Source organism: Pseudomonas sp. WPR_5_2, assembly GCF_003634475.1.
In the GTDB taxonomy this organism is placed as follows: domain Bacteria; phylum Pseudomonadota; class Gammaproteobacteria; order Pseudomonadales; family Pseudomonadaceae; genus Aquipseudomonas; species Aquipseudomonas izuensis.
Map to the genome: position 1 here is coordinate 227978 of NZ_RBLA01000009.1, position 24967 is coordinate 252944.

Here is a 24967-nt window from a genome sequence, read left to right on the forward strand (position 1 = left end):
CTAGATTCGAATCAAATGGCCGCTGGCCGCGAGTAACTGCCCATCCAGTAAAGCACCTTGATCGTCGAGTGATAAACGGCCTTCGGCAAACCAGCGGACGGCCATCGGGTAGATCAGGTGTTCCTGAACATGGACCCGCTGCGCCAGACTCTGCGGCGAGTCGTGCAACTCTACCGGTATTACTGCCTGTACGACCAGTGGTCCGCCATCGAGTTCCTCGGTGACAAAGTGCACGGAGCAGCCGTGTTCAGCGTCGCCGGCTTCCAGAGCGCGCTGATGAGTGTGTAACCCTTTGTATTTGGGTAACAAAGACGGATGGATATTGAGCAGGCGACCCTGGTAGTGGCGCACGAAGCCCGCGCTGAGTATGCGCATGAAGCCGGCCAGGACCACGAGTTTGGGGTTGAAGGCGTCGATCAGTTCGATCAGCGCGGCATCGAAGGCTTCGCGGCCGTCGAAAGCCTTGTGATCCAGGGTGCGGGTGTCGATCCCCGCGTCCCTGGCGCGTTGCAGGCCGTAGGCGTCGGCGCGGTTGGAAATCACCGCAGCGATGCGGACCGGGCTGTCGCCGGTCCGCGTGCTGTCGATCAGGGCCTGCAAGTTACTGCCGGTGCCGGACAACAGCACCACCACATCACAGGTCTGGGACATCAATGAGCCTTGAGGTTCTTCAGTTCAACCTGGGCCGCGCCTTCGGCAGCGGTGGAGATCTGACCGATGACCCAAGGCTGCTCGCCCGCTTCGCGCAGAACGTTCAGGGCCGCTTCAACGTGCTCTTGAGCCACGCAGATGACCATGCCCACGCCGCAGTTCAGCACGCGGTGCATTTCGTTCTCGTCAACGTTGCCTTTCTCTTGCAGCCAGTCGAACACGGCCGGGCGGTTCCAGCTGGCTACGTCAACCACGGCTTGTGCGCCTTTTGGCAGGACGCGCGGGATGTTGTCCAGCAGGCCGCCACCGGTGATGTGGGCCATGGCCTTGACGGCGCCGGTTTCCTTGATCAGCTTGAGCAGCGGCTTCACATAGATACGGGTCGGGGCCATCAGCAGGTCGGTCAGCGGTTTGCCGTCGAGCTGGGTGTTTTCGATGTCGGCGCCGGACACTTCGATGATCTTGCGGATCAGCGAGTAACCGTTGGAGTGCGGGCCGGAAGACGGCAGGGCGAGCAGGGCGTCACCGGCAGCGACTTTGGAACCGTCGATGATTTCGGATTTTTCCACGACGCCGACACAGAAGCCGGCCAGGTCGTAGTCTTCGCCTTCGTACATGCCAGGCATTTCAGCGGTTTCGCCGCCGACCAGGGAGCAGCCGGACAACTCGCAGCCAGCACCGATACCGGTTACCACCTGGGCGGCGGTGTCGACGTTCAGTTTGCCGGTGGCGTAGTAGTCGAGGAAGAACAGTGGCTCGGCGCCACACACCACCAGGTCGTTGACGCACATGGCAACCAGGTCGATGCCGATGCTGTCGTGCTTGTTCAGGTTCAGTGCCAGGCGCAGCTTGGTGCCGACGCCGTCAGTACCGGAAACCAGCACAGGCTGCTTGTAGCCGGCCGGGATTTCGCAGAGGGCGCCGAAACCGCCCAGGCCGCCCATGACTTCCGGGCGCGCAGTGCGCTTGGCGACGCTCTTGATGCGTTCGACCAATGCTTCACCGGCGTCGATGTCTACACCGGCGTCCTTGTAGCTCAGGGAGGGTTGCTTGCTCATGATCCAGGCCTTTAGGGGGGATTTCTGGGTAACGACCGAGTTCAGCGGGGGCGCGCCGAAATCGACGAGGGCGATTGCCTCACGCGAATTTCGAAAGTGCCCGGCTGTTGCCGGTCTGCGAAGGCGCGCGATTTTATCAGGCTTGAAGGGCAGCGGCCATCCTCACGCCGACGGCAGGGGCATATCGGCTTAAAAAAACCTTCATTGTTGTGTGTTGGTTGCATCCTTCACGCTTGAGCAGGGTATCGTCATTAACCGTCTATCGTTATGACAGTGCGAAAACTTACCCGGGCCGTGTGAATGTTTTGCGCCGGGCGATGGTCACAGCCTTGCTCGATCGTGTTCATGCGGCCTGTTCCAGCCGCTCTTGTCGTCAGGAATCTTCCATGCGTTTTTGTAAATTCTTGTTTGTGGGCTGTTTGTCTCTGGTCAGTCTGGTCAGCCATGCCGAAACCGTCAAAGGCCTTTATCAAGTGCGCGAACCGGTCAGTGGCCAGTCGCCGGAAGAGCGTGAGCAGGCGACACAGCGCGCCCTCGATACACTCGTCTTGCGTCTGACCGGCGACCCCAAGGCGGTGCAAAACCCTGGACTGGCGGCGATCCGCAAGGACCCGCAGCAAATCATCAGTCAGTACGGCTTTGACGCCGGGCCGCCGGAGGTATTGAAAGTCGATTTCGATCCGGCCTCCACCGAACAGGCGTTGCGCCGTGCCGGGCTGGCCATGTGGGGCGCCAGTCGGCCTTCGATTCTGGGATGGTGGTTGAACGATTCCACCGAGGGTTCGAGCCTGGTGGGCGACGGTCAGGCCAGTGCGGCGCCGCTGCGTCGCGCGGCACAACACCGCGGCTTGCCTTTGCGGCTGCCCCTGGCGGATCTGAATGAACAGATTGTCGCCACTGCACCCAATCTGGAAAGTGCTGATCCCGCGCCGCTGCACAACGCATCGGAACGCTACAATGCCGACGCCTTGCTGGCGGTGCATGCCCGTGAAGAGGGTGGGCAGTGGCAAGCCAAGTGGCGCTTGTGGCTGGGCGACCAGAAAGAGGCGGGCAGTGTCCAGGGTGCCGATCAAGCGGCTCTGGCAGACGCGGTGATGCTGGCGGTCAACGAGCGGCTGGCGCCACGATTTGTTGCCAAGGCAGGTGCGTCGACTCAGCAGTTGCTGGAAGTGCAGGGCATGAATCTTGAGCGCTATGCGACCCTTGGACGTTTGCTGGAGCCTTTTGGCGGGCGCCCGCAAAGTGTCGATGGCGACCGGATTCTGTATCGGGTCAATGGCAGCACCGAGCAGTTGCGGGCGCAGTTGTCGCTGGCGAAGTTGCAGGAAGTTGCGGCGGCACCGGCCCCTGTCGCCGCGGCACCTGCTGCGCCGGCGACCGGCGGTTCGGCCCCCGCCGCAGCGCCCGTCGCTGCACCGACACCGCAATTGCATTTCCGCTGGTAATTATTCTTTCTTTATATAGAAGCAATGGAGTGGTTCATGGCCGATACGCGGCGTTGGTTCTGGTTGGGTGGAGTGGTTCTGCTCTGCGCGTTTATCTGGCTGCTGCACCCGATCCTGACGCCGTTCCTGGTGGCGTTGTTGCTGGCCTATCTGTTTGATCCGCTGGTGGATCGACTGGAGAAGGCCGGGCTGTCGCGAACCCTGGGCGTGGTTGCCGTGTTCGCACTGTTCATATTGATCTTCACCACGCTGCTGCTGGTGCTGGTACCGATGCTCGCCAAGCAGCTGTTTCGTTTGTATGAGCTGGCACCGCAGATGCTCGACTGGTTGCAGCACACCGCGCTGCCGTGGGCGCAATCCAAGTTCGGTTTGTCGGAGGGTTTCTGGAAGTTCGACAAGCTCAAGGCCGCCATCAGTGAGCACATGGGTCAGACCAGCGACGTTGTCGGGGTGGTGTTGAGCCAGGCGACGGCTTCCGGTCTGGCGCTGATTGGCTGGCTGGCGAATCTGGTGCTGATACCGGTGGTGACGTTCTACTTGCTGCGGGATTGGGATCTGATGATGGCCAAGATCCGTAGCTTGCTGCCGCGGGATCGTGAGGAGCGCGCAGTGTCCCTGGCCGGTGAGTGCCATGAAGTGCTCGGGGCCTTCGTTCGCGGGCAGTTGCTGGTGATGGTGGCGTTGGGCGTGATCTACGCCGCGGGCCTGATGCTGGTAGGGTTGGAGTTGGGGCTGTTGATCGGTCTGATTGCCGGTCTGGCGGCGATTGTGCCGTATATGGGGTTTGTGATCGGTATAGGCGCGGCATTGATTGCCGGTCTGTTTCAGTTCGGCGGCGATCTGTATCCGATGATCGGTATCGTCGCGGTGTTCATGGTGGGGCAGGCGCTGGAGGGCATGGTGCTGACGCCGTTGCTGGTGGGGGATCGAATAGGTCTGCACCCGGTGGCGGTGATCTTTGCGATCCTGGCCGGTGGAGAACTGTTCGGTTTTACCGGCGTTCTGCTGGCGCTGCCGGTGGCGGCGGTCATCATGGTGCTGGTGCGCCATGTGCATGATTTGTATAAGGATTCAGAAATCTATAGTGGTGTGGACGAGCCAGAGCTTTGAGCGGCTTTGCGAACAACCCGGATTGACGCCGGGTTGATACCTGCACCGCCAAAGAAACTGTCATCAAACCGGGGCGCCAACGCAAACCTTTGATTTTGCTTGTGGTCTGTCGCATTGTGCGGTCGGCTTCACGGGTATAAACTTCGCAAACTTTACACAGAGGCCACTAACGGTTCCTTTGGAACTGTTCAGTCAGCATGAAACCGATTCAGCTGCCCCTAGGTGTGCGTCTGCGTGACGACGCCACCTTTATCAACTACTACCCAGGCGCCAATGCCGCTGCACTCGGCTATGTCGAGCGGCTGTGCGAAGCCGACGCCGGCTGGACCGAAAGCCTGATTTATCTCTGGGGCAAGCACGGGGTAGGTCGCACGCATCTGTTACAGGCGGCTTGCCTGCGTTTCGAACAGATGGGTGAACCGGCGGTGTATCTGCCGCTGGCCGAGTTGATGGATCGCGGCATCGAAATCCTCGACAACCTCGAGCAGTACGAACTGGTCTGCCTGGATGATCTGCAAGCGGTTGCCGGCAAGGCGGATTGGGAAGAGGCGCTGTTCCATCTGTTCAATCGTCTGCGCGACAGCGGTCGGCGCCTGCTGATTGCCGCGTCGACGTCTCCGCGGGAACTGCCGGTGAAGCTGGCGGACCTCAAGTCCCGCCTGACCCTGGCGTTGATCTTCCAGATGCGCCCGCTTTCCGACGAAGACAAACTGCGCGCCCTTCAGCTGCGCGCGTCCCGTCGAGGCCTGCACCTGACCGATGAGGTCGGGCATTTTATCCTGACCCGCGGGACCCGCAGCATGAGCGCGCTGTTCGAGCTGCTTGAGCGCCTCGACCAGGCCTCCCTTCAAGCTCAGCGCAAGCTGACCATTCCCTTCCTCAAAGAAACGCTGGGCTGGTAGCTAGCCCGGTAAATCTGCGGCCTCCAGCGATTTTTGGCATATTTCAGGCGCCAGAAAATGCGCTTTCCTGGCAATTGCAGGCTGCGTAAAGGATCAAAATGGGCTTAAGCGCTTAGATGTAAACGAGAAACCGGGAAGTCACAAAAAGTTCGATTGAATTTGCAAATGAGGTTGATAGCGGGCATAGTCTCGGCTTCTTTACAACTAACAGCCACGGTCGTGCCCATGCTAAAGCGCTTTGCACCCCTCGTGCCCCTCGCACTCGTTACCCTGTTGTTCGGTTGCGCTGCCCACACCCCAGTGGCCCAGCAAGAGCAACAACAGCAGGTTAAAAACTCTGTTACTGCCCAGTCTTCCATTCGTTATCAAGACTCTCTTTTCCAGGAAGAAGTGGCCACCGAAAAAGAACTGGCCGCCTTCGCCGACGGCAAGTCCTATCAGCTTCCGGTTCTGGCCGACAGCATCCTCGAACGCGGCATGTCCCTGATCGGTACCCGTTACCGTTTCGGCGGTACCTCCGAAGCCGGTTTCGATTGCAGCGGTTTCATCGGCTATCTGTTCCGCGAAGAGGCGGGCATGAACCTGCCACGGTCCAGCCGTGAAATGATCAACATCGATGCGCCGTTGGTCTCGCGCAACAAGCTTGAGCCGGGTGATTTGCTGTTCTTCGCCACCAACGGCCGTCGCGGTCGTGTCAGTCACGCCGGGATCTACCTGGGTGATAACCAGTTCATCCATTCCAGCAGCCGCAAAAGCGGTGGCGTGCGGATCGATAGCCTGGGCGACAGCTACTGGAGCAAGACCTTCATCGAAGCCAAGCGCGCACTCGCGATGGCTCCGAATGCCACCCCGATTGTCACGGCGCGCAAGTAAGCGGACAGTTCGTAAGGCGAACTTAAAGTCTTACTTGAAGTTTGCCGCATAAGCGCTAGAATCTGATCCATGAATGATGGCAAACCGCCTGCGTACTGCGCAGGCGGTTTTCTTTTCTGCGTCCTCTGCAGAAAAAAGCCGCAGCCAGATCAGGATGCTCTGCTTATGTCGACGTCGGCCCGCCTCGCAATCATGCTTTTCGCAGCGCTGCTCAGTGCCTGCGCCAGCCGCACACCACCGCCAGCGCCGGTGGTTCGCGCTCCCATCGTTTTCGGTCCTTCCCAAGCCTTTTCGCCTGAAGCGGAAGATGTGCTGTTTCGTGCATTGGGCCTGGTGGGCACGCCTTATCGCTGGGGTGGCAATACACCGGACTCCGGTTTCGATTGCAGCGGGCTGATCGGTTATGTGTACCGTGATGTCACCGGCATTTCCTTGCCGCGCACCACCCGCGAAATGATCTCCATGCAAGCGGCCGATGTCGGCAAGGAAGGCCTGCAAACAGGCGACCTGGTGTTCTTCGCCACCAACGGCGGTTCGCAGGTCAGCCATGCCGGTATCTACGTCGGCGAAGGTCGTTTCGTCCATGCGCCTGCCACGGGTGGCACGGTCAAGCTCGACAGCTTGTCCAAGGCTTATTGGCAGAAAGCCTACCTGAGTGCCAAGCGCGTCCTGCAACCGGAGCACCTGGCGCGCAATCCGTAACAGCCAGAGGTTGTGGTCATGACCGCTCGCACGCTCAATCTCGACGATTCGCTCTATCACTACCTGCTTGACGTGTCCCTGCGCGAAACGCCGCTGCTCAAGCGTTTGCGCGACGAAACCCAGGCGCTGCCCATGGCGCGCTGGCAAGTGGCGCCAGAGCAGGGGCAGTTTCTTGCATTGCTGGTGAAACTCACCGGCGCCAGGCGTTTGCTGGAAGTCGGCACCTTCACCGGTTACAGCGCCCTGTGCATGGCTTCGGCATTGCCGGAGGGCGGTTCGTTGATCTGCTGTGATATTCCGGGCGATTACAACGCAACGGCGCGTCGTTACTGGCAGGAAGCCGGGCTGGCGGGGCGAATTGAGCTGCGTCTGGCGCCGGCGCTGGAGACCCTGAGCAAACTGGATCAGCCAGGCCAGTTCGATCTGATTTTCATTGATGCCGACAAGGCCAACTATCCAGCCTACCTGGAGCATGCGCTGCGCCTGTTGCGCACCGGCGGTCTGGCGGTATTCGATAACACGCTGTGGAGCGGTCGGGTGCTGGAGGACAATCCAGAAAGTGCAGATACCCGCGCCATTCAAGCGCTCAATCGTGCCTTGAAGGATGACTCGCGGGTCGATCTGTCGCTGTTGCCGCTGGGGGATGGGCTCACCCTTTGCCGCAAACGCTAAACACAGAGTCCCTGTGGGAGCGAGCCTGCTCGCGAAGAGGTCAGCACATTCAGCATCAAAGTTGCCTGTACTGACGCATTCGCGAGCAGGCTCGCTCCTACAGTGGTATGTGGTGCTATTTAGTTGTCGACACCCGCCACACCTTGTTCCCCACGTCATCGGCCACCAGCAAATCTCCCAGCTGGTCTATCACCACGCCCACCGGCCGGCCCATGGCGTTTTCTTCGTCATTGAGGAACCCGGTGAGTACATCCACCGGCTGTCCGCTCGGTTTGCCGGCGCGGAAGGGGACGAAAATCACTTTATAACCGCTGTGTGGCTTGCGGTTCCATGAACCATGCTGGCCGACAAAGGCACCTTCCTTGAATTGCGCCGGCAGCGTGTTGCCTTGGGCAAACGTCAGCCCCAGCGACGCGGTATGCGGGCCGACCGCATAGTCCGGCGCAATCGCCTTGGCCACCAGTCCGGGGTTTTGCGGTTCGACGCGGATGTCGACGTGTTGGCCGTAATAGCTGTAAGGCCAGCCATAGAACCCGCCGTCCTTCACGGAGGTGATGTAGTCCGGCACCAGGTCGCTACCGATTTCATCCCGCTCATTGACGGCCGTCCACAATGCGCCGCTCGAAGGCTCCCAGGCCAGTCCGTTCGGATTGCGGATTCCCGAAGCAAAGATCCGGTGGTTGCCGGTGGCACGATCCACCTCCCAGATCGCCGCGCGTCCTTCCTCCTGATCCATGCCGTTCTCACCGACGTTGCTGTTCGAGCCGACGGTGACGTACAGCTTGCTGCCGTCCTTGCTGGCAATGACGTTTTTGGTCCAATGGTGATTCAGGGTGCCCCCCGGCAGATCCACGACTTTGACCGGCTGCGACTTGATCGACGTGTCGCCGTTTTCATAGTGGAAGCGCAGCAGGCGGTCGGTGTCGGCGACGTACAGATCATTGCCGACCAGGGTCATGCCGAAGGGGGAGTTGAGGTTTTCCAGGAATACCGTGCGAGTCTCGGCGACACCGTCGTGGTCGCTGTCCCGCAGCAGGGTGATGCGGTTCGGGCTGGGTACGGTTGCACCGGCGCGGGCCATGACTTTTTTCATGACCCAGCCACGAATGCCTTTGCCGTCATCCGGTTTGGGCGGGGCGTTGGTTTCGGCGACCAGCACGTCGCCATTGGGCAGTACATACAACCAGCGCGGATGATCGAGTCCCTCGGCAAAAGGGGCCACTTGCGTGCCGGCGGCGGCGACGGGTCTGGCGCCGTCCGGCCAGCCGATTGCCGGGGCGATGTTCACCGTCGGCATCAGCGTCTTGTTGGGTTCCGGGAGTTTGGGTGACGGGCCGGTGCCGTCGGAGACTTGCAGCGTGGAGGTCTCACCGCAAGCGGCGAGCCCTCCGGCGAGGGCGATGATGAGAGCGAGCTGAAGCTTACGCATGCTGATCTTCCCTATGAATCCATTGACCTGATCAGTAGAGAAGCGCAAGCGCGTGATGGTTCAACCGGTCAGCCGCGGGCCTCCTTGAGCAGCACGGCGATGCCTGGGTGATAGTGGCCCGCTTCGTTGCGCAACTTGCGATAGGCATAAGGGAAATACCAGGCCACGGCGCAGGTGTGCTCCTTTTGCAAGTCGTCGACCATGTCCTGCAGTTCTTCCGGGGTGGCGCCATGCTGGGCTTTTTGCGGTGCGACGAACAGGCAGCCGAGTTTGAGGTCGCTGGCGTAGCTGATTTGTCTGGCGTTGCTGGTGATGTCTTGCAGGGCCTGGGTCAGGTTCAGGCTGTTGACCCGTGGCCAGCGTTGTGTGGCCTGCAGCCAGGCGCGTGTTTCGGGCGTGGCGATAAACAGGTCGGCGCGACCATTGCGTTCGCCTTCTTCGATCTGTTTGCGGGTGGGCGATTGTTGCAAGGTGACCATTTCCGCCATCCACGCCGACGAGGAGAGCAGACCGAGGTTGGCTTTTTCGTCGAGCCAGTACGGCGTTTCGTTATCGCCGCGCACGGCGTTGTAGCGGTCGATGCACTCGAACCAGCGCTCCAGCACCGGGCGCAGGAATTCCAGCTTCGGATTGCTGATGATCATGCCTTGCATGTGGCTCACCCTTGTTATTGTGTTATGAGGTTTGTGGCGCTTTGATATCATTGCTGGGCGTGCGGCACAAGATTGACGTCAGTAAATTGATTGACGGTAGATAATCACTTGCGCGGCCTGTCTTCAATTGACGCTCCACCCCCAACCCTCTAACCTTCGCGGCTTGTTTCAGGTGCTCTGTGGCTTGCGCCGACAGAGTGAAACAGGGAAGCCGGTGAGTGGCCGATTCAAAGCATGATGGCCTGCAATTCCGGCGCTGCCCCCGCAACGGTAAATGAGTGAACACTGTGCCTTGAGCCACTGTGTCAATTGACATGGGAAGGCGCACAGTCGGCAAACGCCGCTCATGAGCCCGGAGACCGGCCTGATCCATCCAAGCGGCATCACGGTGGGCGATGCCAGGCTTCTTGCCATCTATTCTTGTGCCTGCCCGCCGTTATCCAGCCTCAACGGAGAGCTCCCCCATGACTGATACCCCTGATCGTGACGAACGTCATCTGGCGCGCATGTTGCGCAAGAAAGCCGTGATCGACGAACGCATCGCCAATTCCCCGAACGAATGCGGCTTGCTGCTCGTGTTGTCCGGCAACGGCAAGGGCAAGAGCAGCTCGGCGTTCGGCATGCTCGCCCGGTCGCTGGGCCATGGCATGCAGTGCGGCGTCGTGCAGTTCATCAAGGGCCGCAACAGCACCGGCGAGGAATTGTTCTTCCGACGCTTCCCCGAGCAGGTGCGTTTTCACGTGATGGGCGAAGGCTTTACCTGGGAAACCCAGGACCGTCAGCGTGATATCGCCGCCGCGGAAGCGGCCTGGGCGGTGTCGCAGGAACTGCTGCGTGATCCAGCCATCGGCCTGGTGGTGCTGGATGAATTGAACATCGCGCTCAAGCACGGTTACCTCGATCTCGATCAGGTGCTCAGCGATTTGCAGGCGCGTCCGCCGATGCAGCATGTGGTGGTCACCGGTCGCGGCGCGAAGCCGGAGATGATCGAACTGGCCGACACCGTCACCGAGATGGGCATGGTCAAGCACGCCTTCCAGGCCGGGATCAAAGCGCAAAAAGGCGTCGAGCTGTGAATCAACCTCGTCATTGCCCGGCGGTACTGATTGCCGCGCCGGCCTCCGGTCAGGGCAAGACCACCGTCACTGCCGCACTGGCCCGTTTGCATCGCAATCAGGGGCGCAAGGTTCGCGTGTTCAAATGTGGCCCCGACTTTCTCGACCCGATGATCCTCGAGCGCGCCAGCGGTGCGCCGGTGTATCAACTGGACATGTGGATGGTCGGCGAGCAGGAAAGTCGCCGCTTGTTGTGGGAAGCCGCAGGCGATGCCGACCTGATCCTGATTGAAGGGGTGATGGGGCTGTTCGACGGCACACCGTCCAGCGCCGACCTGGCGCGGCACTTCGGTGTGCCGGTGCTGGGCGTGATCGACGGCACCGCCATGGCCCAGACCTTTGGCGCACTGGCGCTGGGGCTGGCGCGCTATCAACCGGATTTGCCGTTTGCCGGGGTCCTGGCCAACCGCGTTGGCACCTTGCGTCACGCACAATTGCTCGAAGGCAGCCTGACTGAAGGCTTGCGCTGGTACGGCGCCTTGTCCCGGGAAACCGGGATCGAATTGCCAAGTCGGCACCTCGGCCTGGTGCAGGCCAGCGAGTTGAACGACCTGGATATGCGCCTCGATGCGGCGGCCGATGCCCTGGCCAGCAGTTGCGAAGTCGCGCTGCCACCGGCGGTGGTATTCGCTGCGCCGGACGTGATCGCAGCCGAACCGTTGCTGTCCGGCGTGCGCATCGCCGTGGCCCGGGACGAAGCGTTTGCCTTCACCTACGGCGCCAGCCTCGATTTGTTGCGGGCGATGGGCGCCGAGTTGTCGTTCTTCTCGCCGATCCGCGACCGTGTGTTGCCAGAGGCGGACAGTCTGTATCTGCCGGGTGGTTATCCGGAATTGCATCATGTGGCACTGTCACAGAACACGTCGATGCTCGATGCAATCCGCGCGCACCACGCCGCCGGCAAGCCGTTGCTGGCCGAATGTGGCGGCATGCTGTATTTGCTCGATTCGCTGACGGATGTCGAAGGTGCTCGCGCAGAACTGGTCGGCTTGCTGAGCGGTGATGCGGTGATGCAAAAGCGTCTAGCCGCGCTGGCCCTGCAAGCGGTCGAACTGCCGGAAGGTTCGCTTCGCGGCCACACCTATCACCACTCGCTGACCACCACCGAACTGACGCCGATTGCCCGGGGCTTGAGTCCCAATGGCGGGCGCGGGGCGGAAGCGGTTTATCGCGAGGGGCGAATGACCGCTTCTTATGTGCACTTTTATTTTCCGTCGAATCCGACGGCGATTGCCGCGCTGTTTGCGCCAGACCGTGAGGACGCCTTCGCGAGCAGGCTCGCTCCCACAATGGATAACCTAGACCCTGTGGGAGCGAGCCTGCTCGCGAAAAGGCCATGAGCGACAACGCATTCAGTCAGGCCGAACGCGAAGCGGTTTATCGCGCAATAGCCGAACGCCGCGACATGCGCCATTTCAGCGGTGGCACTGTCGAGCCCGAACTATTGCGCCGTCTGCTCGAAGCCGCGCACCAGGCACCGAGTGTCGGCCTGATGCAGCCCTGGCGTTTCATTCGCATCAGCGACCGAGCCTTGCGCGGCAAGATCCAGGCGCTGGTGGAAGAAGAACGCATCCGCACTGCCGAGGCCCTGGGCGAGCGAACCGACGAATTCATGCAACTCAAGGTCGAAGGCATCAACGATTGCGCTGAAGTGCTGGTGGCCGCGCTGATGGATGATCGCGAGCGGCATATCTTCGGTCGGCGCACCCTGCCGGAAATGGACATGGCGTCGTTGTCCTGCGCGATTCAGAACCTGTGGCTGGCATCCCGCGCCGAAGGGCTGGGCATGGGCTGGGTATCCCTGTTCGAGCCGCAAGCCCTGGCGGACTTGTTGGGGTTGCCGTCCGGTGCCAAGCCGTTGGCCATTTTGTGCCTGGGGCTGGTCAAGGAATTCTACCCGGCACCCATGCTGGTGCTTGAAGGCTGGGCGCAGGCGCGTCCGTTGAGTGAATTGTTGTACGAGAATTATTGGGGAGTGAGTCAATGAGTGTGGCGTTGTTGAGTGTCGCCGCCGTGGCGCTGGATGCGCTGCTGGGCGAACCCAAGCGCTGGCATCCGCTGGTGGCGTTCGGCCGTTTTGCCGAGCGCATCGAGCAGCGATTCAACGGTGGTGGTCGCGGCTGGCGCAGCCATGGCGTCACCGCATGGGTGATCGCGGTTTTACCCTTGACCTTGCTGGCCACGGCCATTTCCTGGGCGCCCTACGTCGGCTGGATCGTCGAGATTCTCGCGCTGTATTGCGCCCTCGGCATGCGCAGTCTGGGCGAGCACGTCGAGCCTGTGGCCAAGGCCTTGCGCAGCGATAATCTCGAAGAAGCGCGCCAGCGTGTGAGTTACCTGGTCAGCCGCAAGACCAGCGAATTGGATAAAACCGAAGTCGCCCGCGCCGCCACCGAGTCGGTGCTGGAAAACGGCAGTGACGCGGTGTTCGCCGCCTTGTTCTGGTTTGCCGTGGCTGGTGCGCCGGGCGTGGTGCTCTACCGTTTGAGCAACACCCTGGATGCGATGTGGGGTTATCGCAACGAACGCTTCGAACGTTTCGGCTGGGCTGCGGCGAAGATCGACGATGTGCTCAATTACATTCCGGCGCGGTTGGTGGCATTGACCTACGCGCTGTTGGGCAAGACCCGGCTGGCCTTGAAATGCTGGCGCACCCAGGGCCCGACCTGGGACAGTCCGAATGCCGGTCCGGTGATGGCGGCGGGTGCCGGGGCGTTGGGCGTTGAGTTGGGTGGGCCGGCGATTTATCACGGCGAACTGCACGAGCGTCCGCAACTGGGCGAAGGCGTGCCGGCGGATGCGGACTCCATCGACCGCGGCTGGCAACTGGTCCAGCGCGGGGTATGGTTATGGCTGCTGATTCTCTGCGTGGGGGCTGAATTTTATGCTTGAGCACGGTGGGCGGTTGCGCAAGGCGGCGCTCGAATACGGCATCGAGGAAGCCGATTGGCTAGACCTGTCCAGCGGCCTGGCACCCTGGCCGTTTCCGGTTCCGGATATTCCGCTGCGGGCCTGGGCGCGCTTGCCGGAAACCGATGACGGCCTGGAGCAGGCCGCCTGCGATTACTACGGCACACTGCAGGCGCTGCCGGTGGCCGGTTCGCAAATGGCTATTCAGTTGTTGCCGCGATTGCGGCGGGCCGGCAAGGTCGGCGTGCTGTCGCCTTGTTACGCCGAACATGCCGAAGCCTGGCGTCGCAATGGCTACATCGTTCGCGAAGTGCTGGAGCAGGAAGTCGATTTTTTCGTCGACAGTCTCGATGTGCTGGTGGTGGTCAACCCGAACAATCCCACCGGCTTGAGCCTGACGCCCGCCCGATTGCTCGATTGGCATGGACGCCTGGCCCAGCGCGGTGGCTGGCTGGTGGTGGACGAAGCGTTCATGGACAACACGCCGCACCTGAGTGTGGCGCCGTTTGCCCATCAGGTCGGATTGATCGTCTTGCGTTCGTTCGGCAAGTTTTTCGGCCTGGCCGGGGTGCGGCTGGGTTTTGTCCTCGCCGAGCGCAAGTTGCTCAAGTTGCTCGCCGAACAGGTCGGGCCGTGGGCGGTGAGCGGGCCGACCCGAGTGCTCGGTCAGGCTTGTCTGCGCGATACCGAAGGACACAGGCAGCAACGCGTGCGGGCCGAGGAAGCCAGCGAACGGCTGGCGTCGTTGCTGGAGCAGTACGGGTTCAAGCCCCAGGGCGGTTGCGCCTTGTTCCAATGGCTGATCACCGAGCGCGCCGAAGAGCTGCACGAGTTCATGGCCCGGCGCGGCATTCTGCTGCGATTGTTCACGCAAACCAGCAGCCTGCGCTTCGGCCTGCCCGCCGATGACGCCGATTGGGCACGCCTGGCCGCCGCATTCGAAGACTTCGCCAGGGAACGCCAATGACCACGTTGATGGTGCAAGGCACCACCTCCGACGCCGGCAAAAGCACGCTGGTGACGGCACTATGCCGCTGGGTCACGCGTCAGGGCCTAGGCGTGGTGCCATTCAAGCCGCAAAACATGGCGCTCAACAGCGCGGTGACGGCTGACGGTGGCGAGATCGGCCGTGCGCAAGCGGTACAGGCCCAGGCCGCTTATCTTGAACCGCACACCGACATGAACCCGGTGCTGCTCAAACCCAACAGCGATACTGGCGCCCAAGTGATCATCCACGGTCGCGCCGTCACGACCATGAACGCCGTGGCTTATCACGACTACAAGGCCATCGCCATGCAAGCGGTGCTGGCTTCCCATGCACGGTTGAGCGCGGCCTATCCGCTGGTGATGGTCGAGGGCGCCGGTTCACCGGCCGAGATCAATCTGCGTGCCGGCGACATTGCCAACATGGGCTTTGCCGAAGCGGTGGATTGCCCGGTGGTGTTGATTGCCGACATCAACCGGGGCGGGGTATTCGCCCATCTGGTGGGTACGCTGGAGTTGCTTTCGCCCAGCGAGCAGGCGCGGGTCAAGGGCTTCATCATCAACCGTTTTCGCGGTGACATCGCCCTGTTGCAACCGGGCCTGGACTGGCTGGAACAGCGCACCGGCAAACCGGTGATTGGTGTATTGCCGTATGTGATGGACCTGCACCTGGAAGCCGAGGACGGTATCGATCAGCGCCAGACCGACAAGGCCGAGCAGGTGCTGAAAGTGCTGGTGCCGGTGTTGCCGCGCATCAGCAACCACACCGATTTCGATCCGCTGCGCCTGCATCCGCAAGTGGATCTGCAATTCATCGGCCCCGGCCAGGCGATCCCGCCGGCCGATCTGATCATTCTTCCGGGCTCGAAAAGCGTGCGCAGCGACCTCGCGTATCTGCGGGCCAACGGTTGGGAAACCGCCATCTCCCGTCATCTGCGGTATGGCGGGAAATTGCTGGGCATCTGTGGTGGCCTGCAGATGCTCGGCGGGCAAGTGCATGACCCGCTGGGCCTGGAAGGCGCACCGGGTTCCAGCGCCGGTTTGGGTTTGCTGGCCTTCGAAACCTGCCTTGAAGAAGAGAAGCAACTGCGCAATGTGCGCGGGCATCTGGTGCTGGAAAACGCTGAGGTCAGCGGTTATGAAATCCACGCCGGCGTGACCACTGGCCCGGCACTGGAAAACGCCGCGGTGCAGCTCGATGACGGGCGTTGCGATGGCGCGCAAAGTGTCGATGGGCAGATTTTCGGCACCTACCTGCATGGCCTGTTCGAGTCGCCGGCGGCGTGCAGTGCGCTGCTGCGATGGGCAGGATTGCAGGCCGTGCAGGATGTGGATTACCACGGGTTGCGCGAGCGGGATATCGAGCGGTTGGCGGATCTGGTGGAGAAGCATCTGGATACCGGGTTGTTGCGCGAACTCTGTGGGATTTGAGGTGGTTTTGAGATTGCCATCGCGAGCAGGCTCGATCCCACAGTTGACCGCGTTCCAATGTGGGAGCGAGCCTGCTCGCGATAGCGCCTGCCGCTACACCGCCAAATAGAAGGTTGATAACCATGCTCCAACTGATCCTCGGCGGCGCCCGCTCCGGCAAGAGTCGCCTGGCTGAAAAACTGGCAACAGACAGTCAACTCCAGGTGACCTACATCGCCACCAGCCAACCCCTGGACGGCGAAATGAGCGACCGGGTTGCCCATCACCGCGCCCGTCGCCCTGCCGAATGGGCCTTGATCGAAGAGCCTTTGGAACTGGCCCGCGTCCTGCGTGAAAACGCTCGCGCCGATCATTGCCTGTTGGTGGATTGCCTGACGCTGTGGCTGACCAACCTGCTGATGCAGGGCGATGCCGAACGCTTGAACGTTGAACGCGATGCGCTGCTGGAGTGCCTGGCGTCGTTGCCGGGTGAAATCATTTTTGTCAGCAACGAGACCGGAATGGGTGTCGTGCCGCTGGGCGAATTGACTCGCCGCTATGTCGATGAAGCCGGTTGGCTGCATCAAGCTCTGGCCGAGCGTTGTCAGCGAGTCGTCCTGACCGTCGCCGGCCTGCCCCTCACTCTGAAAGGAACTGCGTTATGACCCAATCCTGGTGGCTGAACCCGTGCAAACCGATCGACGCCCAGGCGGTCGAGCAGGCCCAGGCCCGTCAACAGCAATTGACCAAGCCGGCCGGTTCCCTCGGTCAGCTGGAGTCGGTAGCGGTACAACTGGCGGGATTGCAGGGGCGGGTCAAACCGAGTCTGGAGCAGGTTTCGATCACGATTTTTGCCGGCGACCACGGCGTGGTGGCCGAAGGGGTGTCCGCGTTTCCTCAGGAAGTCACCGGGCAAATGCTGCGCAACTTCGTCAGCGGCGGCGCGGCAATCAGTGTGCTGGCGCGGCAGTTGGGGGCTGCCCTTGAGGTGGTGGATCTCGGGACGATTACGCCATCGCTGAGCCTGCCGGGGGTGCGTCACCTGAACATCGGCCCGGGCACGGCGAATTTTGTGCAGGGCCCGGCGATGACCGTGGCTCAAGGCGAACTGGCATTGCAGGCGGGTCGTGACAGCGTGCTGCGGGCCAAAGAAGCCAATGCGCAATTGTTCATCGGTGGCGAGATGGGCATCGGCAATACCACCGCCGCCAGTGCACTGGCCTGTGCCTTGCTGGATTGCCCGGTGGTGCATCTGACCGGGCCTGGCACCGGATTGAACGCGGCGGGCGTCAGCCACAAGGCTGAGGTGATCGAGCGAGCATTGGCCTTGCACGGTGCCCGGCGTGGCGATGCGTTGCAAACCCTGCTGAACCTGGGTGGTTTCGAAATCGCGGCATTGGTCGGGGCCTATCTGGCCTGTGCCCAGGAAGGCGTTGCGGTGCTGGTGGACGGCTTCATTTGCAGCGTCGCGGCGTTGGTCGCGGTGCGCCTGAATCCACAATGCCGCCCGTGGTTGTTGTTCGGTCATCGTGGCGCCGAGCCGGGGCATCGACATGTGTTGGAATCCTTGAATGCCGAGCCGCTGCTCGATCTCGGCTTGCGACTGGGTGAAGGCAGCGGGGCTGCGCTGGCGGTGCCATTGTTGCGGCTGGCGTGTGATCTGCATGGGCAGATGGCGACGTTCGCTGAAGCCGCGGTTGCGGATCGCCCGGCATGATCTTGCGTCTGGATCTGCTGCGCCATGGCGAAACCGAACTTGGCGGCGGCTTGCGCGGCAGCCTCGATGACGCGCTGACCGAAAAGGGGTGGCAGCAGATGCGCGCGGCGGTGATGGAGCAGGGGCCTTGGGATCGTCTGGTCAGCTCACCATTGCAGCGTTGTGCGCGCTTCGCTGAAGAACTCGCCGCGCGCTCGGGCTTGCCGGTGACGTTCGATCCAGACCTGCAAGAGCTGCACTTCGGCGCGTGGGAAGGGCAGAGCGCTGTGGCGCTGATGGAAACCGATGCCGAAGGCCTGGGATTGTTTTGGGCTGACCCTTATTCATTCACTCCGCCACAGGGTGAGCCAGTGGCCGAGTTTTCAGCGCGCGTGCTGGCGGCGGTCGCGCGTTTGCAGGCGGCCTACGCCGGCCAGCGGGTGCTGCTGATCAGCCATGGCGGGGTCATGCGTTTGTTGCTGGCCCAGGCGCGAGGCTTGCCCCGTGAGCAGTTGCTGAATGTCGAAGTGGGTCACGGTGCGTTGTTCTCGCTATCGGTCCAATCCGATGGCTTGTTAAAGGAAGTGCGCTGACCATGTTGCCGTTCTGGATCGCCCTGCAATTCCTCAGCAGCCTGCCGATTCGTTTGCCGGGCATGCCGGCACCGCAGGAATTGGGGCGGTCACTGCTGTTTTATCCGCTGGTGGGTTTATTGTTCGGCGGTATTTTGTGGGGGATGAACTGGCTGTTGCTGGGGACACCGCTGTTGCTGCACGCGGCCCTGTTGCTCACGGTGTGGGTGCTGCTCAGCGGCGCGTTGCACCTGGACGGCCTGGCCGACAGCGCCGATGCCTGGCTCGGCGGATTCGGTGATCGCGAGCGCACGCTGACTATCATGAAAGACCCGCGCAGCGGACCGATCGCGGTGGTCACGCTGGTGTTGGTGTTGCTGCTGAAATTTTCCGCGTTGCTGGCGCTGATCGAACAACAGAACGCCGTGGCACTGATCATCGTTCCGTTGTTGGGGCGTAGCGCATTGCTCGGATTATTCCTGACGACGCCCTATGTGCGTCCCGGTGGATTGGGGCAGGCGCTGGCCGATCATCTTCCGCGATCGACGGGCAAGCAGGTGTTGCTGGTCAGTGCGCTGGCCTGTGTGTTGATCGCGGGTGTCAGCGGCATCTTTGCAGTGGGGCTGGCGGTCCTGTTGTTTGTCTGGTTGAGACAAGTGATGCTGCGACGGTTGGGTGGCACGACGGGCGATACGGCGGGGGCGTTGCTGGAGTTGCTGGAGATGGTGGTGCTGGTGGGTCTCGCTTTGTAGGAGCAATGCTTGCTCGCGATGAACGATGACGCGGTTTTCTGTCTGAATCCGCGTAACGGCCATCGCGAGCAAGCTTTGCTCCTACAGGATCGGTGTAACATAAATTTGCAGTCTTCTCACCACGGGTATATACACGCACCATGCTCGACTCCCAATGTTTATGCATCAACCTGCGTCGCGCCGCCCGTGGCGTCAGCAGGCATTACGACGGCGCTCTCGACGGCTTCGGGATCAACGTCGCGCAGTATTCTTTGCTGTGCAATCTGCAGCGCCTGGATCAACCCAGCATTTCCATCCTGGCGGAAGCCATGGGGCTGGATCGCAGCACCCTGGGGCGCAATTTGCGTGTGCTGGAAGGTGAGGGCCTGGTGACGCTGGTGGAAGGCGAGGACATGCGTAATCGTATCGTCCTGCTCACCGAAGCCGGGGCCGAGCGGTTGCAGGCAGCCTTGCCGGCCTGGGAGGCGGCGCAACAGCGGTTGGTTGATCGGCTGGGGGCCGAAAAGCGTGAAATGTTGTTGAAGTTGCTGGACGAACTGGCGTAATGCCGGTTTGTTCGATCTTAAGCGGGTATATACCCGCGCCCGGAGAACAAGAATGACATCGATGTGGCGTACGTGCGGTTGGGTTCTGTTGGGGAGTGCGCTGATTCTTGCGTTGTCTCTGGGAGTGCGACATGGCTTCGGCCTGTTCCTGGCGCCGATGAGTGCCGAGTTCGGCTGGGGGCGTGAGGTCTTTGCCTTCGCCATCGCCCTGCAAAACCTGATCTGGGGCCTGGCGCAGCCCTTCACCGGCGCGCTGGCCGACCGCTTCGGTGCGGCGAAAGTGGTGCTCATCGGTGGCATATTTTACGCCTTGGGCCTGGTGTTCATGGGCATGTCCGACTCGGCAATGACCTTGTCGTTGAGTGCCGGTCTGTTGATCGGTATCGGCCTGTCCGGTACTTCGTTTTCGGTAATCCTCGGCGTGGTCGGGCGGGCGGTTCCGCCGGAGAAGCGCAGCATGGGCATGGGCATTGCCAGCGCCGCCGGTTCGTTCGGCCAGTTCGCCATGCTGCCCGGCACGCTGGGGTTGATCGGCTGGCTCGGCTGGTCCACGGCCCTGCTGGCGCTGGGACTGCTGGTGGCACTGATCGTGCCGCTGGTAAGCATGCTCAAGGACAAACCCTTGCCGGTACTCGGCCATGAGCAAACCTTGTCCGAGGCCCTGCACGAGGCCTGCTCGCATTCAGGATTCTGGCTGCTGGCATTCGGTTTTTTTGTCTGCGGTTTTCAGGTGGTATTCATCGGCGTGCACTTGCCGGCGTACCTGGTGGATCAGCATCTGCCGGCGACGGTCGGTACTACGGTGTTGGCGCTGATCGGCCTGTTCAATATCTTCGGCACCTACACCGCAGGCTGGCTGGGCGGGCGCATGTCCAAGCCGCGGTTGCTCACGGGGCTGTATGTGCTGCGGGCGGTAGTGATTGCGCTGTTCCTGTGGGCACCGGTGACCACGACAACCGCCTATCTGTTCGGCATGGCCATGGGTTTCCTCTGGCTGTCGACGGTGCCCTTGACCAACGGCACGGTCGCGACCTTGTTCGGCGTACGGAATCTGTCCATGCTCGGCGGGATTGTGTTCCTGTTTCACCAGCTCGGTTCGTTCCTCGGTGGATGGTTGGGCGGGGTGGTGTACGATCGAACCGGGAGCTATGACTTGATCTGGCAGGTAGCGATTCTCCTGAGCCTGATGGCCGCCGCCCTTAACTGGCCGGTGCGTGAGCAGCCGGTGGCGCGGCTGCAATCCCAAATGAGTGCGATATGAACCGTCTCTTTCCGCGAATCACCCTGATTGCTGTCTGTGCCTTGCTGCTGGCCCTGGCTTGGTGGGGCTGGCATCAGGGTGGGCTGGCGTTGATGCAGTTGGGTATGGCGGTTTGTTAGCTTGCTAGCAGGATGTGAGGACGAGTAACTTCCATTCCTGACGATTCCTCACAAGGAAGCACCGATATGCTGATGCGCTGGTTTGCAGTTCCCGCGTTGGTAGCGTTTACCGGATTGGCTCAAGCGGCAGAGTGCCCGGAGTTGCTGCAAGGTTCATTACCCAAGTTGCGCGCCAATGAATCCATCGATTTATGCCAGCGCTTCGCCGGCAAGCCGTTGGTGGTGGTCAATACCGCGAGTTTCTGTGGTTTCGCCCCGCAATTCAAAAGCCTTGAGGCGTTGAATCAACGTTTCAAGGGGCAGGGGCTGGAGGTAATCGGCGTGCCGTCCAATGACTTCAAGCAGGAGTCCAAGGACGGTGCTGAGACCGCCAAGGTCTGCTATGTGAATTACGGCGTGACCTTCACCATGACCGAGCCGCAGAAAGTCCGCGGCGACGATGCCACCCATCTGTTCAAGGTGCTTGCCAAACAGAGCAGTACGCCGAAATGGAATTTCTACAAGTACGTAGTCGATCGCCAAGGCAAGGTGATCGCCAGTTTCTCCAGCCTGACCAAGCCTGATGATCCCGACTTCATCGCGGCGGTAGAGAAAGCTTTGGCTTCGCCACCGTTAGCGTCCACCCCATGATCTGAAACTGGATAACCCCCTGTAGGAGCGGGCTTGCTGGCGATGGCGGTGTATCAGGCGCGGCATGATTGACTGGAATACCGTCTTCGTCGGATCGCCGCCCGCAGCAAGCCGGCTCCTACAGGGCATTGGGCCATTGCCCACAAAAAAGCCCCGCCTCTGTACAGAGCGCGGGGCTTTTTAATTCCGGTGGCGAGCGGTTCAAGCTCGCCGTGCATCATCAGAAGCGATAGGTAGCACCAACACCGAAACCGTTCGCACTGTTTTCGTACTTGGCGTTGTAGGACTGACCCAAGCGGTTAGTGCGTTGGACAGTGACATCTTCTTCCTGGAGGTAGGAGTAAGCCACGTCAATGGTCCAGTCGTCGGTTGGGTTGAAGCCCGCACCGATACTGAAAATCGTCCGGTCGCCGGTAGGAATGCGTGGCGAACGATCAGTGTTGTTGGTCGGCGACTGGTCAAAGGTGAGACCGGTACGCAGTACCCACTGCTTGTTCAACTGGTAGGAAGTACCCACGGCGTAGGCCCAGGTGTCATGCCAGTTCTGCTCTTCCGTGATGGTGCCAACAATTTGTGGGGCGAGGGCACCACCGCTGGCTGCGGTTACGCCTTCGTTGTTGACGGTGATGTCTTTCAGGCGGCTCCAGCGGGTCCAGGTAGCACCGGCATAGAGTTTCCAGGCCTCGTTCATATCCTGAGTCACGGAAAGGTCATAGGACTCAGGTGTTTCGATCTTCAGCGAGGCATCGTAACGGTTGGATTTGAGTAGCTGAGGTGGCACGCCACCGCCGGCAGTCACTTCGGTGTGGCCGTCGAGCTTGTAGTTCACTTTCGAGTGATAGGTCAGGCCCACGCGAGTGGTGTCGGTGGCTTGCACCAGGACGCCGGCGTTCCAGCCCAAGGCCGTATCGTCACCCTTGATCTGGATATTGTTGTCGCCAGTCCTTGGGTTGAGAGAAATGTCCGATTGCAGCTCGCCGGAAATCCGGTTGATGGTAGGGCCAAAACCGATCGATACTTTATCGTTGAACGCGTAGCTGACGGTTGGCTGCAGAGTGACGACCTTGACTTCGCTCTTGCTGCCGAAAGCGCGGCCCTGAAAGCCGGTTTCGTAGTTGGTGATCAGCCCGAACGGAGCGTAGACACCAACACCGACCGACCATTCATCGTTGAGTTTATTGGTATAGAAACCCATCGGTACGGTAGTGAACGGAACCATGTCGCCTTTGTTGGTTCCGATTGAACTGCCGCTGGCATCTTTGATATCGGTCGAGGCGTCGATCGCTGCGATACCGCCAGTGATTTGCTGGCCCTTGAGGCGAGACATACCGGCAGGGTTGCCAAAAACTGTACTTGCATCATCGGCAGAAGAAGAACGCCCGGCGTAACCAGTCCCCATCCCGCTGATGCTTTGTTCGTTGAGGGCAAAGCCACTTGCGAAGATCTGGGTGGATGCCAAGGCAACGGCGAGGCTAATGGTGGTTTTGAGCATTACTTTTTTCATTATTAGAACTCCTGATGATCACCGGGGCGAAAATTACCAACATTTTCGTCCCAGCGCCATAGGCTGTATCGCTTGATTTAGAGCGGTTTTGTAGGACAATCCGACCAGATTCGCGACCTGTTGTGCGATCTTTGGATCCAGGTGAGATCAGCAGGCAACCTGATTCAGCGGTGAAACACAGGTTTGCCAGGCGTAGGTGAAGTCTCTCAGGCGCCCTTGGGGTTGGAAGGTCTGGCGCCAGATTCGGGCCATTCCCAACAGGTCGTCTGCTTCGGGGAGCGGGGTGTTCTGTTCTTCGACCAGCAGCCAGGCGATGGCGGTGGCGTAACGCAGGTTGACGGTCAACTCCAGGTGCGGGCCACTGAGAAAGGCATGCTGGCTGGCCAGGCCACGGACAAGGCTGGCGCGCTCGGGGTCCAGTGCCAGATAGTGGTCCCAGAGTGCCTGATGGCGGGGTTCGGCGATTCGATAGAGGCCGTGTCCACGGCGGTCGTGCAGGGCGGTACCAAGGGCTGACTGGCTGGCGGCGATGCCCAGCAGCAGGGATTCGGCGGTGGCGCTATGGCGTCCAAGGTAAATCAATGTCGGGCGGATCACATAGCGGCACAGTTCGCTGGCAGCGATACCCATAAAACCCTCGAAACATGAAATGGGCGGCGATACCTGAAAGGAGCGTTGGCAGCGGTGAATCGACTCAGGCTCGCCGGAAGCGGATGAGACCGCTTGAGTTGAAGTGTAGTGTCATATTGGTAACGTAAAGGCCTGTTTTTAAAATATTTCCGGCTTCGAGTTATAACCGTTATATCGGTTGGTGCTTAGGCGGGGGTGGGCTGACGTGAAATGGCGGGCAATAAAAAGCCCCGCTTTTTGAGCGGGGCCTTTGATGTTTCAGCCTTGCTGGCGTCTCAGGCAACCAGTGCCTGACGGGTACGTTCGATCACGGCCTGCAGCGGTTCTGCGCTGGAGTATTGATCGGGGTACAGGCGTTCGCTGTGACGGGCGATGCCGTGTTCGTTGACCAGGGTAAAGCTGAAACAGCCTTTGCGAGCGGCCATGATCAGGCAGTTCATTGGTGCAAAAGCATTGGTTAGGGTGCGGATGGCATCCTGTGCATGGATTTGAGTAGACATAGTCATGGGTGTTCCTACAAGCGACACGGATAAGAGCCGTGCAAAATTAAAACGTTCCAGTAACGACGACCACCGTTGGTCGAACGAAGAACCCGACTGGAACAAAGCAGCCAGTTTGAAGCGCTGATAATTGGCGCGCTTGGGCTGGCAGGTAGGTACTTAGGAGGGCAGGCAACACATCGAGGGCAAAGGTTCTGGGCCCGGGGTGAAGATCCTGATCAATTTGCAGGTTGGTTCGGTCAGAGTAAGTGAGCCTGACAACACCCTTTGCTTTCGATTCAAAGGCTGTGTTGATGCAGGATTTACCTGGAAACCATCGAGGTGGTCGATCCCGCTTGTTCGGTGAAGGGCTTCCTGTGGGAAGGCTGACCGGGGGGATTTGTTCGACCAGAATTGACTTTCAGCTTGGTACTAACGCCGCGGATACTAACGGATTGAACTGTCGAAGGGAAGTGTGTTAGCCAAAAAAGATCCGCCATCCATGCCATTTGCGGCGGCGTGAAGTGATTTGCCCCAGGTCATGAACCAGAAAGGTGCCCTGTAAACGCCCGGAATCCGACGGGTGGTCCGGTCGATCCGACCAGTGGCGAACAGTCTGGATCACGGGTTTTGCGGGGGTTATCCCCAGAAAAAGAGAAAAAGTGCGCCGAAAAAGGTCAGCGATATAACCACCACGAAGGTACTTGTGCACATTAGTAGCGCAGCCTGTCACCCCGCTGTCATCTAGCCTTCAAGTACAGTGGGTGCCTGTAACCAAAATTTAAGTCAATGAAAAACATCGCTTTTTTTTACTGGTGAAAAAATCGTCAGTTTGACTGCAGGCCCCATTCCATAGGGCTTTGCG

Annotated in this window: 27 protein-coding genes and 1 riboswitch; of the genes, 20 read left to right on the forward strand and 7 right to left on the reverse strand. The window is 60.6% G+C overall.

Annotation, left to right across the window (positions count from 1 at the left end):
* Complete coding sequence (purN, locus tag BJ917_RS27965) at nt 1-651, reverse strand: phosphoribosylglycinamide formyltransferase (RefSeq protein ID WP_096509649.1); 651 nt, start codon at nt 649-651, stop codon at nt 1-3.
* Nucleotides 651-1709, reverse strand: coding sequence for a phosphoribosylformylglycinamidine cyclo-ligase (purM, locus tag BJ917_RS27970; RefSeq protein ID WP_008049708.1), 1059 nt, complete (start codon nt 1707-1709; stop codon nt 651-653). The genes purN and purM overlap by 1 nt, the downstream gene beginning before the upstream one ends.
* Before the next feature lie 386 nt (nt 1710-2095).
* On the opposite strand from purM, the gene BJ917_RS27975 reads away from it, so the two are divergent.
* The 6 genes from BJ917_RS27975 to BJ917_RS28000 all read left to right on the forward strand — a co-directional run bounded on the left by BJ917_RS27975 (nt 2096) and on the right by BJ917_RS28000 (nt 7413).
* Nucleotides 2096-3154, forward strand: coding sequence for a DUF2066 domain-containing protein (locus tag BJ917_RS27975; protein ID WP_096509650.1), 1059 nt, complete (start codon nt 2096-2098; stop codon nt 3152-3154).
* A 36-nt stretch (nt 3155-3190) separates the two neighbouring features.
* Nucleotides 3191-4264, forward strand: coding sequence for an AI-2E family transporter (locus tag BJ917_RS27980; protein ID WP_096509651.1), 1074 nt, complete (start codon nt 3191-3193; stop codon nt 4262-4264).
* 197 nt (nt 4265-4461) lie between these two features.
* On the forward strand, nt 4462-5166 hold the full coding sequence (gene hda / locus BJ917_RS27985; RefSeq protein WP_007936072.1) for a DnaA regulatory inactivator Hda: 705 nt from the start codon (nt 4462-4464) through the stop codon (nt 5164-5166).
* Nucleotides 5167-5391: 225 nt separating this feature from the next.
* A complete protein-coding gene (locus tag BJ917_RS27990) occupies nt 5392-6039 on the forward strand; it encodes a C40 family peptidase (RefSeq protein ID WP_121105635.1) in 648 nt (215 codons plus the stop codon).
* 165 nt (nt 6040-6204) lie between these two features.
* The gene (locus tag BJ917_RS27995; protein WP_096509653.1) at nt 6205-6741 is read left to right on the forward strand and encodes a C40 family peptidase; all 537 of its coding nucleotides are present in this window, start codon (nt 6205-6207) and stop codon (nt 6739-6741) included.
* Between the two features lie 18 nt (nt 6742-6759).
* Nucleotides 6760-7413: an O-methyltransferase gene (locus tag BJ917_RS28000; protein ID WP_096509654.1), complete on the forward strand. Its 654-nt coding sequence runs from the start codon at nt 6760-6762 to the stop codon at nt 7411-7413.
* Nucleotides 7414-7528: 115 nt separating this feature from the next.
* Here the strand turns inward: BJ917_RS28000 and BJ917_RS28005 are convergent, their stop codons facing one another.
* Both BJ917_RS28005 and BJ917_RS28010 read right to left on the reverse strand, forming a co-directional pair.
* Nucleotides 7529-8842 (reverse strand): sorbosone dehydrogenase family protein, encoded by a 1314-nt coding sequence (locus BJ917_RS28005; RefSeq protein WP_121105637.1) that lies wholly within the window; start codon nt 8840-8842, stop codon nt 7529-7531.
* Between the two features lie 68 nt (nt 8843-8910).
* A complete protein-coding gene (locus BJ917_RS28010; protein ID WP_096509656.1) occupies nt 8911-9495 on the reverse strand; it encodes a hypothetical protein in 585 nt (194 codons plus the stop codon).
* Nucleotides 9496-9648: 153 nt separating this feature from the next.
* Nucleotides 9649-9878: riboswitch (cobalamin riboswitch) on the forward strand.
* 81 nt (nt 9879-9959) lie between these two features.
* Here BJ917_RS28010 and cobO point away from each other — a divergent pair.
* From cobO to BJ917_RS28075, 14 genes are all read left to right on the forward strand, one after another.
* The gene (gene cobO, locus BJ917_RS28015) at nt 9960-10571 is read left to right on the forward strand and encodes a cob(I)yrinic acid a,c-diamide adenosyltransferase (RefSeq protein ID WP_096509657.1); all 612 of its coding nucleotides are present in this window, start codon (nt 9960-9962) and stop codon (nt 10569-10571) included.
* Complete coding sequence (locus BJ917_RS28020; protein ID WP_121105639.1) at nt 10568-11950, forward strand: cobyrinate a,c-diamide synthase; 1383 nt, start codon at nt 10568-10570, stop codon at nt 11948-11950. Before cobO ends, BJ917_RS28020 begins: the two co-directional genes overlap by 4 nt.
* A complete protein-coding gene (bluB, locus tag BJ917_RS28025; RefSeq protein WP_121105641.1) occupies nt 11947-12597 on the forward strand; it encodes a 5,6-dimethylbenzimidazole synthase in 651 nt (216 codons plus the stop codon). The genes BJ917_RS28020 and bluB overlap by 4 nt, the downstream gene beginning before the upstream one ends.
* The gene (gene cbiB, locus BJ917_RS28030; protein WP_096509660.1) at nt 12594-13502 is read left to right on the forward strand and encodes an adenosylcobinamide-phosphate synthase CbiB; all 909 of its coding nucleotides are present in this window, start codon (nt 12594-12596) and stop codon (nt 13500-13502) included. Before bluB ends, cbiB begins: the two co-directional genes overlap by 4 nt.
* Nucleotides 13495-14487, forward strand: a complete 993-nt coding sequence (cobD, locus tag BJ917_RS28035) for a threonine-phosphate decarboxylase CobD (RefSeq protein ID WP_121105643.1) — start codon at nt 13495-13497, stop codon at nt 14485-14487. The genes cbiB and cobD overlap by 8 nt, the downstream gene beginning before the upstream one ends.
* Nucleotides 14484-15935, forward strand: a complete 1452-nt coding sequence (locus tag BJ917_RS28040; protein ID WP_121105645.1) for a cobyric acid synthase — start codon at nt 14484-14486, stop codon at nt 15933-15935. Before cobD ends, BJ917_RS28040 begins: the two co-directional genes overlap by 4 nt.
* Before the next feature lie 122 nt (nt 15936-16057).
* Nucleotides 16058-16579: a bifunctional adenosylcobinamide kinase/adenosylcobinamide-phosphate guanylyltransferase gene (gene cobU, locus BJ917_RS28045; protein WP_096509663.1), complete on the forward strand. Its 522-nt coding sequence runs from the start codon at nt 16058-16060 to the stop codon at nt 16577-16579.
* Complete coding sequence (gene cobT, locus BJ917_RS28050) at nt 16576-17631, forward strand: nicotinate-nucleotide--dimethylbenzimidazole phosphoribosyltransferase (RefSeq protein ID WP_121105647.1); 1056 nt, start codon at nt 16576-16578, stop codon at nt 17629-17631. Before cobU ends, cobT begins: the two co-directional genes overlap by 4 nt.
* Nucleotides 17628-18203 carry an alpha-ribazole phosphatase family protein gene (gene cobC / locus BJ917_RS28055; protein WP_121105649.1) on the forward strand — a complete coding sequence of 192 codons (576 nt, stop codon included), beginning with the start codon at nt 17628-17630 and terminating at the stop codon, nt 18201-18203. Before cobT ends, cobC begins: the two co-directional genes overlap by 4 nt.
* 2 nt (nt 18204-18205) lie before the next feature.
* Entirely contained in the window at nt 18206-18934 is a 729-nt protein-coding gene (locus BJ917_RS28060; RefSeq protein ID WP_121105651.1) for an adenosylcobinamide-GDP ribazoletransferase, read from the forward strand.
* Between the two features lie 140 nt (nt 18935-19074).
* The gene (locus BJ917_RS28065) at nt 19075-19479 is read left to right on the forward strand and encodes a MarR family winged helix-turn-helix transcriptional regulator (RefSeq protein WP_096509667.1); all 405 of its coding nucleotides are present in this window, start codon (nt 19075-19077) and stop codon (nt 19477-19479) included.
* A 52-nt stretch (nt 19480-19531) separates the two neighbouring features.
* Nucleotides 19532-20740, forward strand: coding sequence for an MFS transporter (locus BJ917_RS28070; protein ID WP_096509668.1), 1209 nt, complete (start codon nt 19532-19534; stop codon nt 20738-20740).
* On the forward strand, nt 20737-20859 hold the full coding sequence (locus BJ917_RS32440) for a hypothetical protein (RefSeq protein WP_256658581.1): 123 nt from the start codon (nt 20737-20739) through the stop codon (nt 20857-20859). The genes BJ917_RS28070 and BJ917_RS32440 overlap by 4 nt, the downstream gene beginning before the upstream one ends.
* Before the next feature lie 66 nt (nt 20860-20925).
* Nucleotides 20926-21489: a glutathione peroxidase gene (locus BJ917_RS28075; RefSeq protein WP_096509669.1), complete on the forward strand. Its 564-nt coding sequence runs from the start codon at nt 20926-20928 to the stop codon at nt 21487-21489.
* Between the two features lie 220 nt (nt 21490-21709).
* On the opposite strand, the gene BJ917_RS28080 is transcribed toward BJ917_RS28075, so the two are convergent.
* The 3 genes from BJ917_RS28080 to BJ917_RS28090 all read right to left on the reverse strand — a co-directional run bounded on the left by BJ917_RS28080 (nt 21710) and on the right by BJ917_RS28090 (nt 24123).
* A complete protein-coding gene (locus BJ917_RS28080; RefSeq protein ID WP_096509670.1) occupies nt 21710-22993 on the reverse strand; it encodes an OmpP1/FadL family transporter in 1284 nt (427 codons plus the stop codon).
* Nucleotides 22994-23140: 147 nt separating this feature from the next.
* Nucleotides 23141-23623 (reverse strand): hypothetical protein, encoded by a 483-nt coding sequence (locus BJ917_RS28085; RefSeq protein WP_096509671.1) that lies wholly within the window; start codon nt 23621-23623, stop codon nt 23141-23143.
* Between the two features lie 275 nt (nt 23624-23898).
* Nucleotides 23899-24123 (reverse strand): hypothetical protein, encoded by a 225-nt coding sequence (locus tag BJ917_RS28090; protein WP_003204606.1) that lies wholly within the window; start codon nt 24121-24123, stop codon nt 23899-23901.
* Nucleotides 24124-24967: the final 844 nt, after the last annotated feature.

Coding starts and splice junctions, on each gene's coding strand:
- cobU (WP_096509663.1), top strand. CDS start 16,058: ATGCTCCAACTGATCCTCGGCGGCGCCCGCTCCGGCAAGAGTCGCCTG.
- BJ917_RS28075 (WP_096509669.1), top strand. CDS start 20,926: ATGCTGATGCGCTGGTTTGCAGTTCCCGCGTTGGTAGCGTTTACCGGA.
- BJ917_RS27980 (WP_096509651.1), top strand. CDS start 3,191: ATGGCCGATACGCGGCGTTGGTTCTGGTTGGGTGGAGTGGTTCTGCTC.
- BJ917_RS28080 (WP_096509670.1), bottom strand. CDS start 22,993: ATGAAAAAAGTAATGCTCAAAACCACCATTAGCCTCGCCGTTGCCTTG.
- purN (WP_096509649.1), bottom strand. CDS start 651: ATGTCCCAGACCTGTGATGTGGTGGTGCTGTTGTCCGGCACCGGCAGT.
- cobT (WP_121105647.1), top strand. CDS start 16,576: ATGACCCAATCCTGGTGGCTGAACCCGTGCAAACCGATCGACGCCCAG.
- hda (WP_007936072.1), top strand. CDS start 4,462: ATGAAACCGATTCAGCTGCCCCTAGGTGTGCGTCTGCGTGACGACGCC.
- BJ917_RS27990 (WP_121105635.1), top strand. CDS start 5,392: ATGCTAAAGCGCTTTGCACCCCTCGTGCCCCTCGCACTCGTTACCCTG.
- BJ917_RS27995 (WP_096509653.1), top strand. CDS start 6,205: ATGTCGACGTCGGCCCGCCTCGCAATCATGCTTTTCGCAGCGCTGCTC.
- bluB (WP_121105641.1), top strand. CDS start 11,947: ATGAGCGACAACGCATTCAGTCAGGCCGAACGCGAAGCGGTTTATCGC.
- BJ917_RS28005 (WP_121105637.1), bottom strand. CDS start 8,842: ATGCGTAAGCTTCAGCTCGCTCTCATCATCGCCCTCGCCGGAGGGCTC.
- BJ917_RS28090 (WP_003204606.1), bottom strand. CDS start 24,123: ATGTCTACTCAAATCCATGCACAGGATGCCATCCGCACCCTAACCAAT.
- cbiB (WP_096509660.1), top strand. CDS start 12,594: ATGAGTGTGGCGTTGTTGAGTGTCGCCGCCGTGGCGCTGGATGCGCTG.
- BJ917_RS28070 (WP_096509668.1), top strand. CDS start 19,532: ATGACATCGATGTGGCGTACGTGCGGTTGGGTTCTGTTGGGGAGTGCG.
- BJ917_RS28085 (WP_096509671.1), bottom strand. CDS start 23,623: ATGGGTATCGCTGCCAGCGAACTGTGCCGCTATGTGATCCGCCCGACA.
- BJ917_RS28040 (WP_121105645.1), top strand. CDS start 14,484: ATGACCACGTTGATGGTGCAAGGCACCACCTCCGACGCCGGCAAAAGC.
- BJ917_RS28000 (WP_096509654.1), top strand. CDS start 6,760: ATGACCGCTCGCACGCTCAATCTCGACGATTCGCTCTATCACTACCTG.
- BJ917_RS32440 (WP_256658581.1), top strand. CDS start 20,737: ATGAACCGTCTCTTTCCGCGAATCACCCTGATTGCTGTCTGTGCCTTG.
- BJ917_RS28060 (WP_121105651.1), top strand. CDS start 18,206: ATGTTGCCGTTCTGGATCGCCCTGCAATTCCTCAGCAGCCTGCCGATT.
- cobO (WP_096509657.1), top strand. CDS start 9,960: ATGACTGATACCCCTGATCGTGACGAACGTCATCTGGCGCGCATGTTG.
- BJ917_RS27975 (WP_096509650.1), top strand. CDS start 2,096: ATGCGTTTTTGTAAATTCTTGTTTGTGGGCTGTTTGTCTCTGGTCAGT.
- BJ917_RS28065 (WP_096509667.1), top strand. CDS start 19,075: ATGCTCGACTCCCAATGTTTATGCATCAACCTGCGTCGCGCCGCCCGT.
- purM (WP_008049708.1), bottom strand. CDS start 1,709: ATGAGCAAGCAACCCTCCCTGAGCTACAAGGACGCCGGTGTAGACATC.
- BJ917_RS28010 (WP_096509656.1), bottom strand. CDS start 9,495: ATGCAAGGCATGATCATCAGCAATCCGAAGCTGGAATTCCTGCGCCCG.
- cobC (WP_121105649.1), top strand. CDS start 17,628: ATGATCTTGCGTCTGGATCTGCTGCGCCATGGCGAAACCGAACTTGGC.
- cobD (WP_121105643.1), top strand. CDS start 13,495: ATGCTTGAGCACGGTGGGCGGTTGCGCAAGGCGGCGCTCGAATACGGC.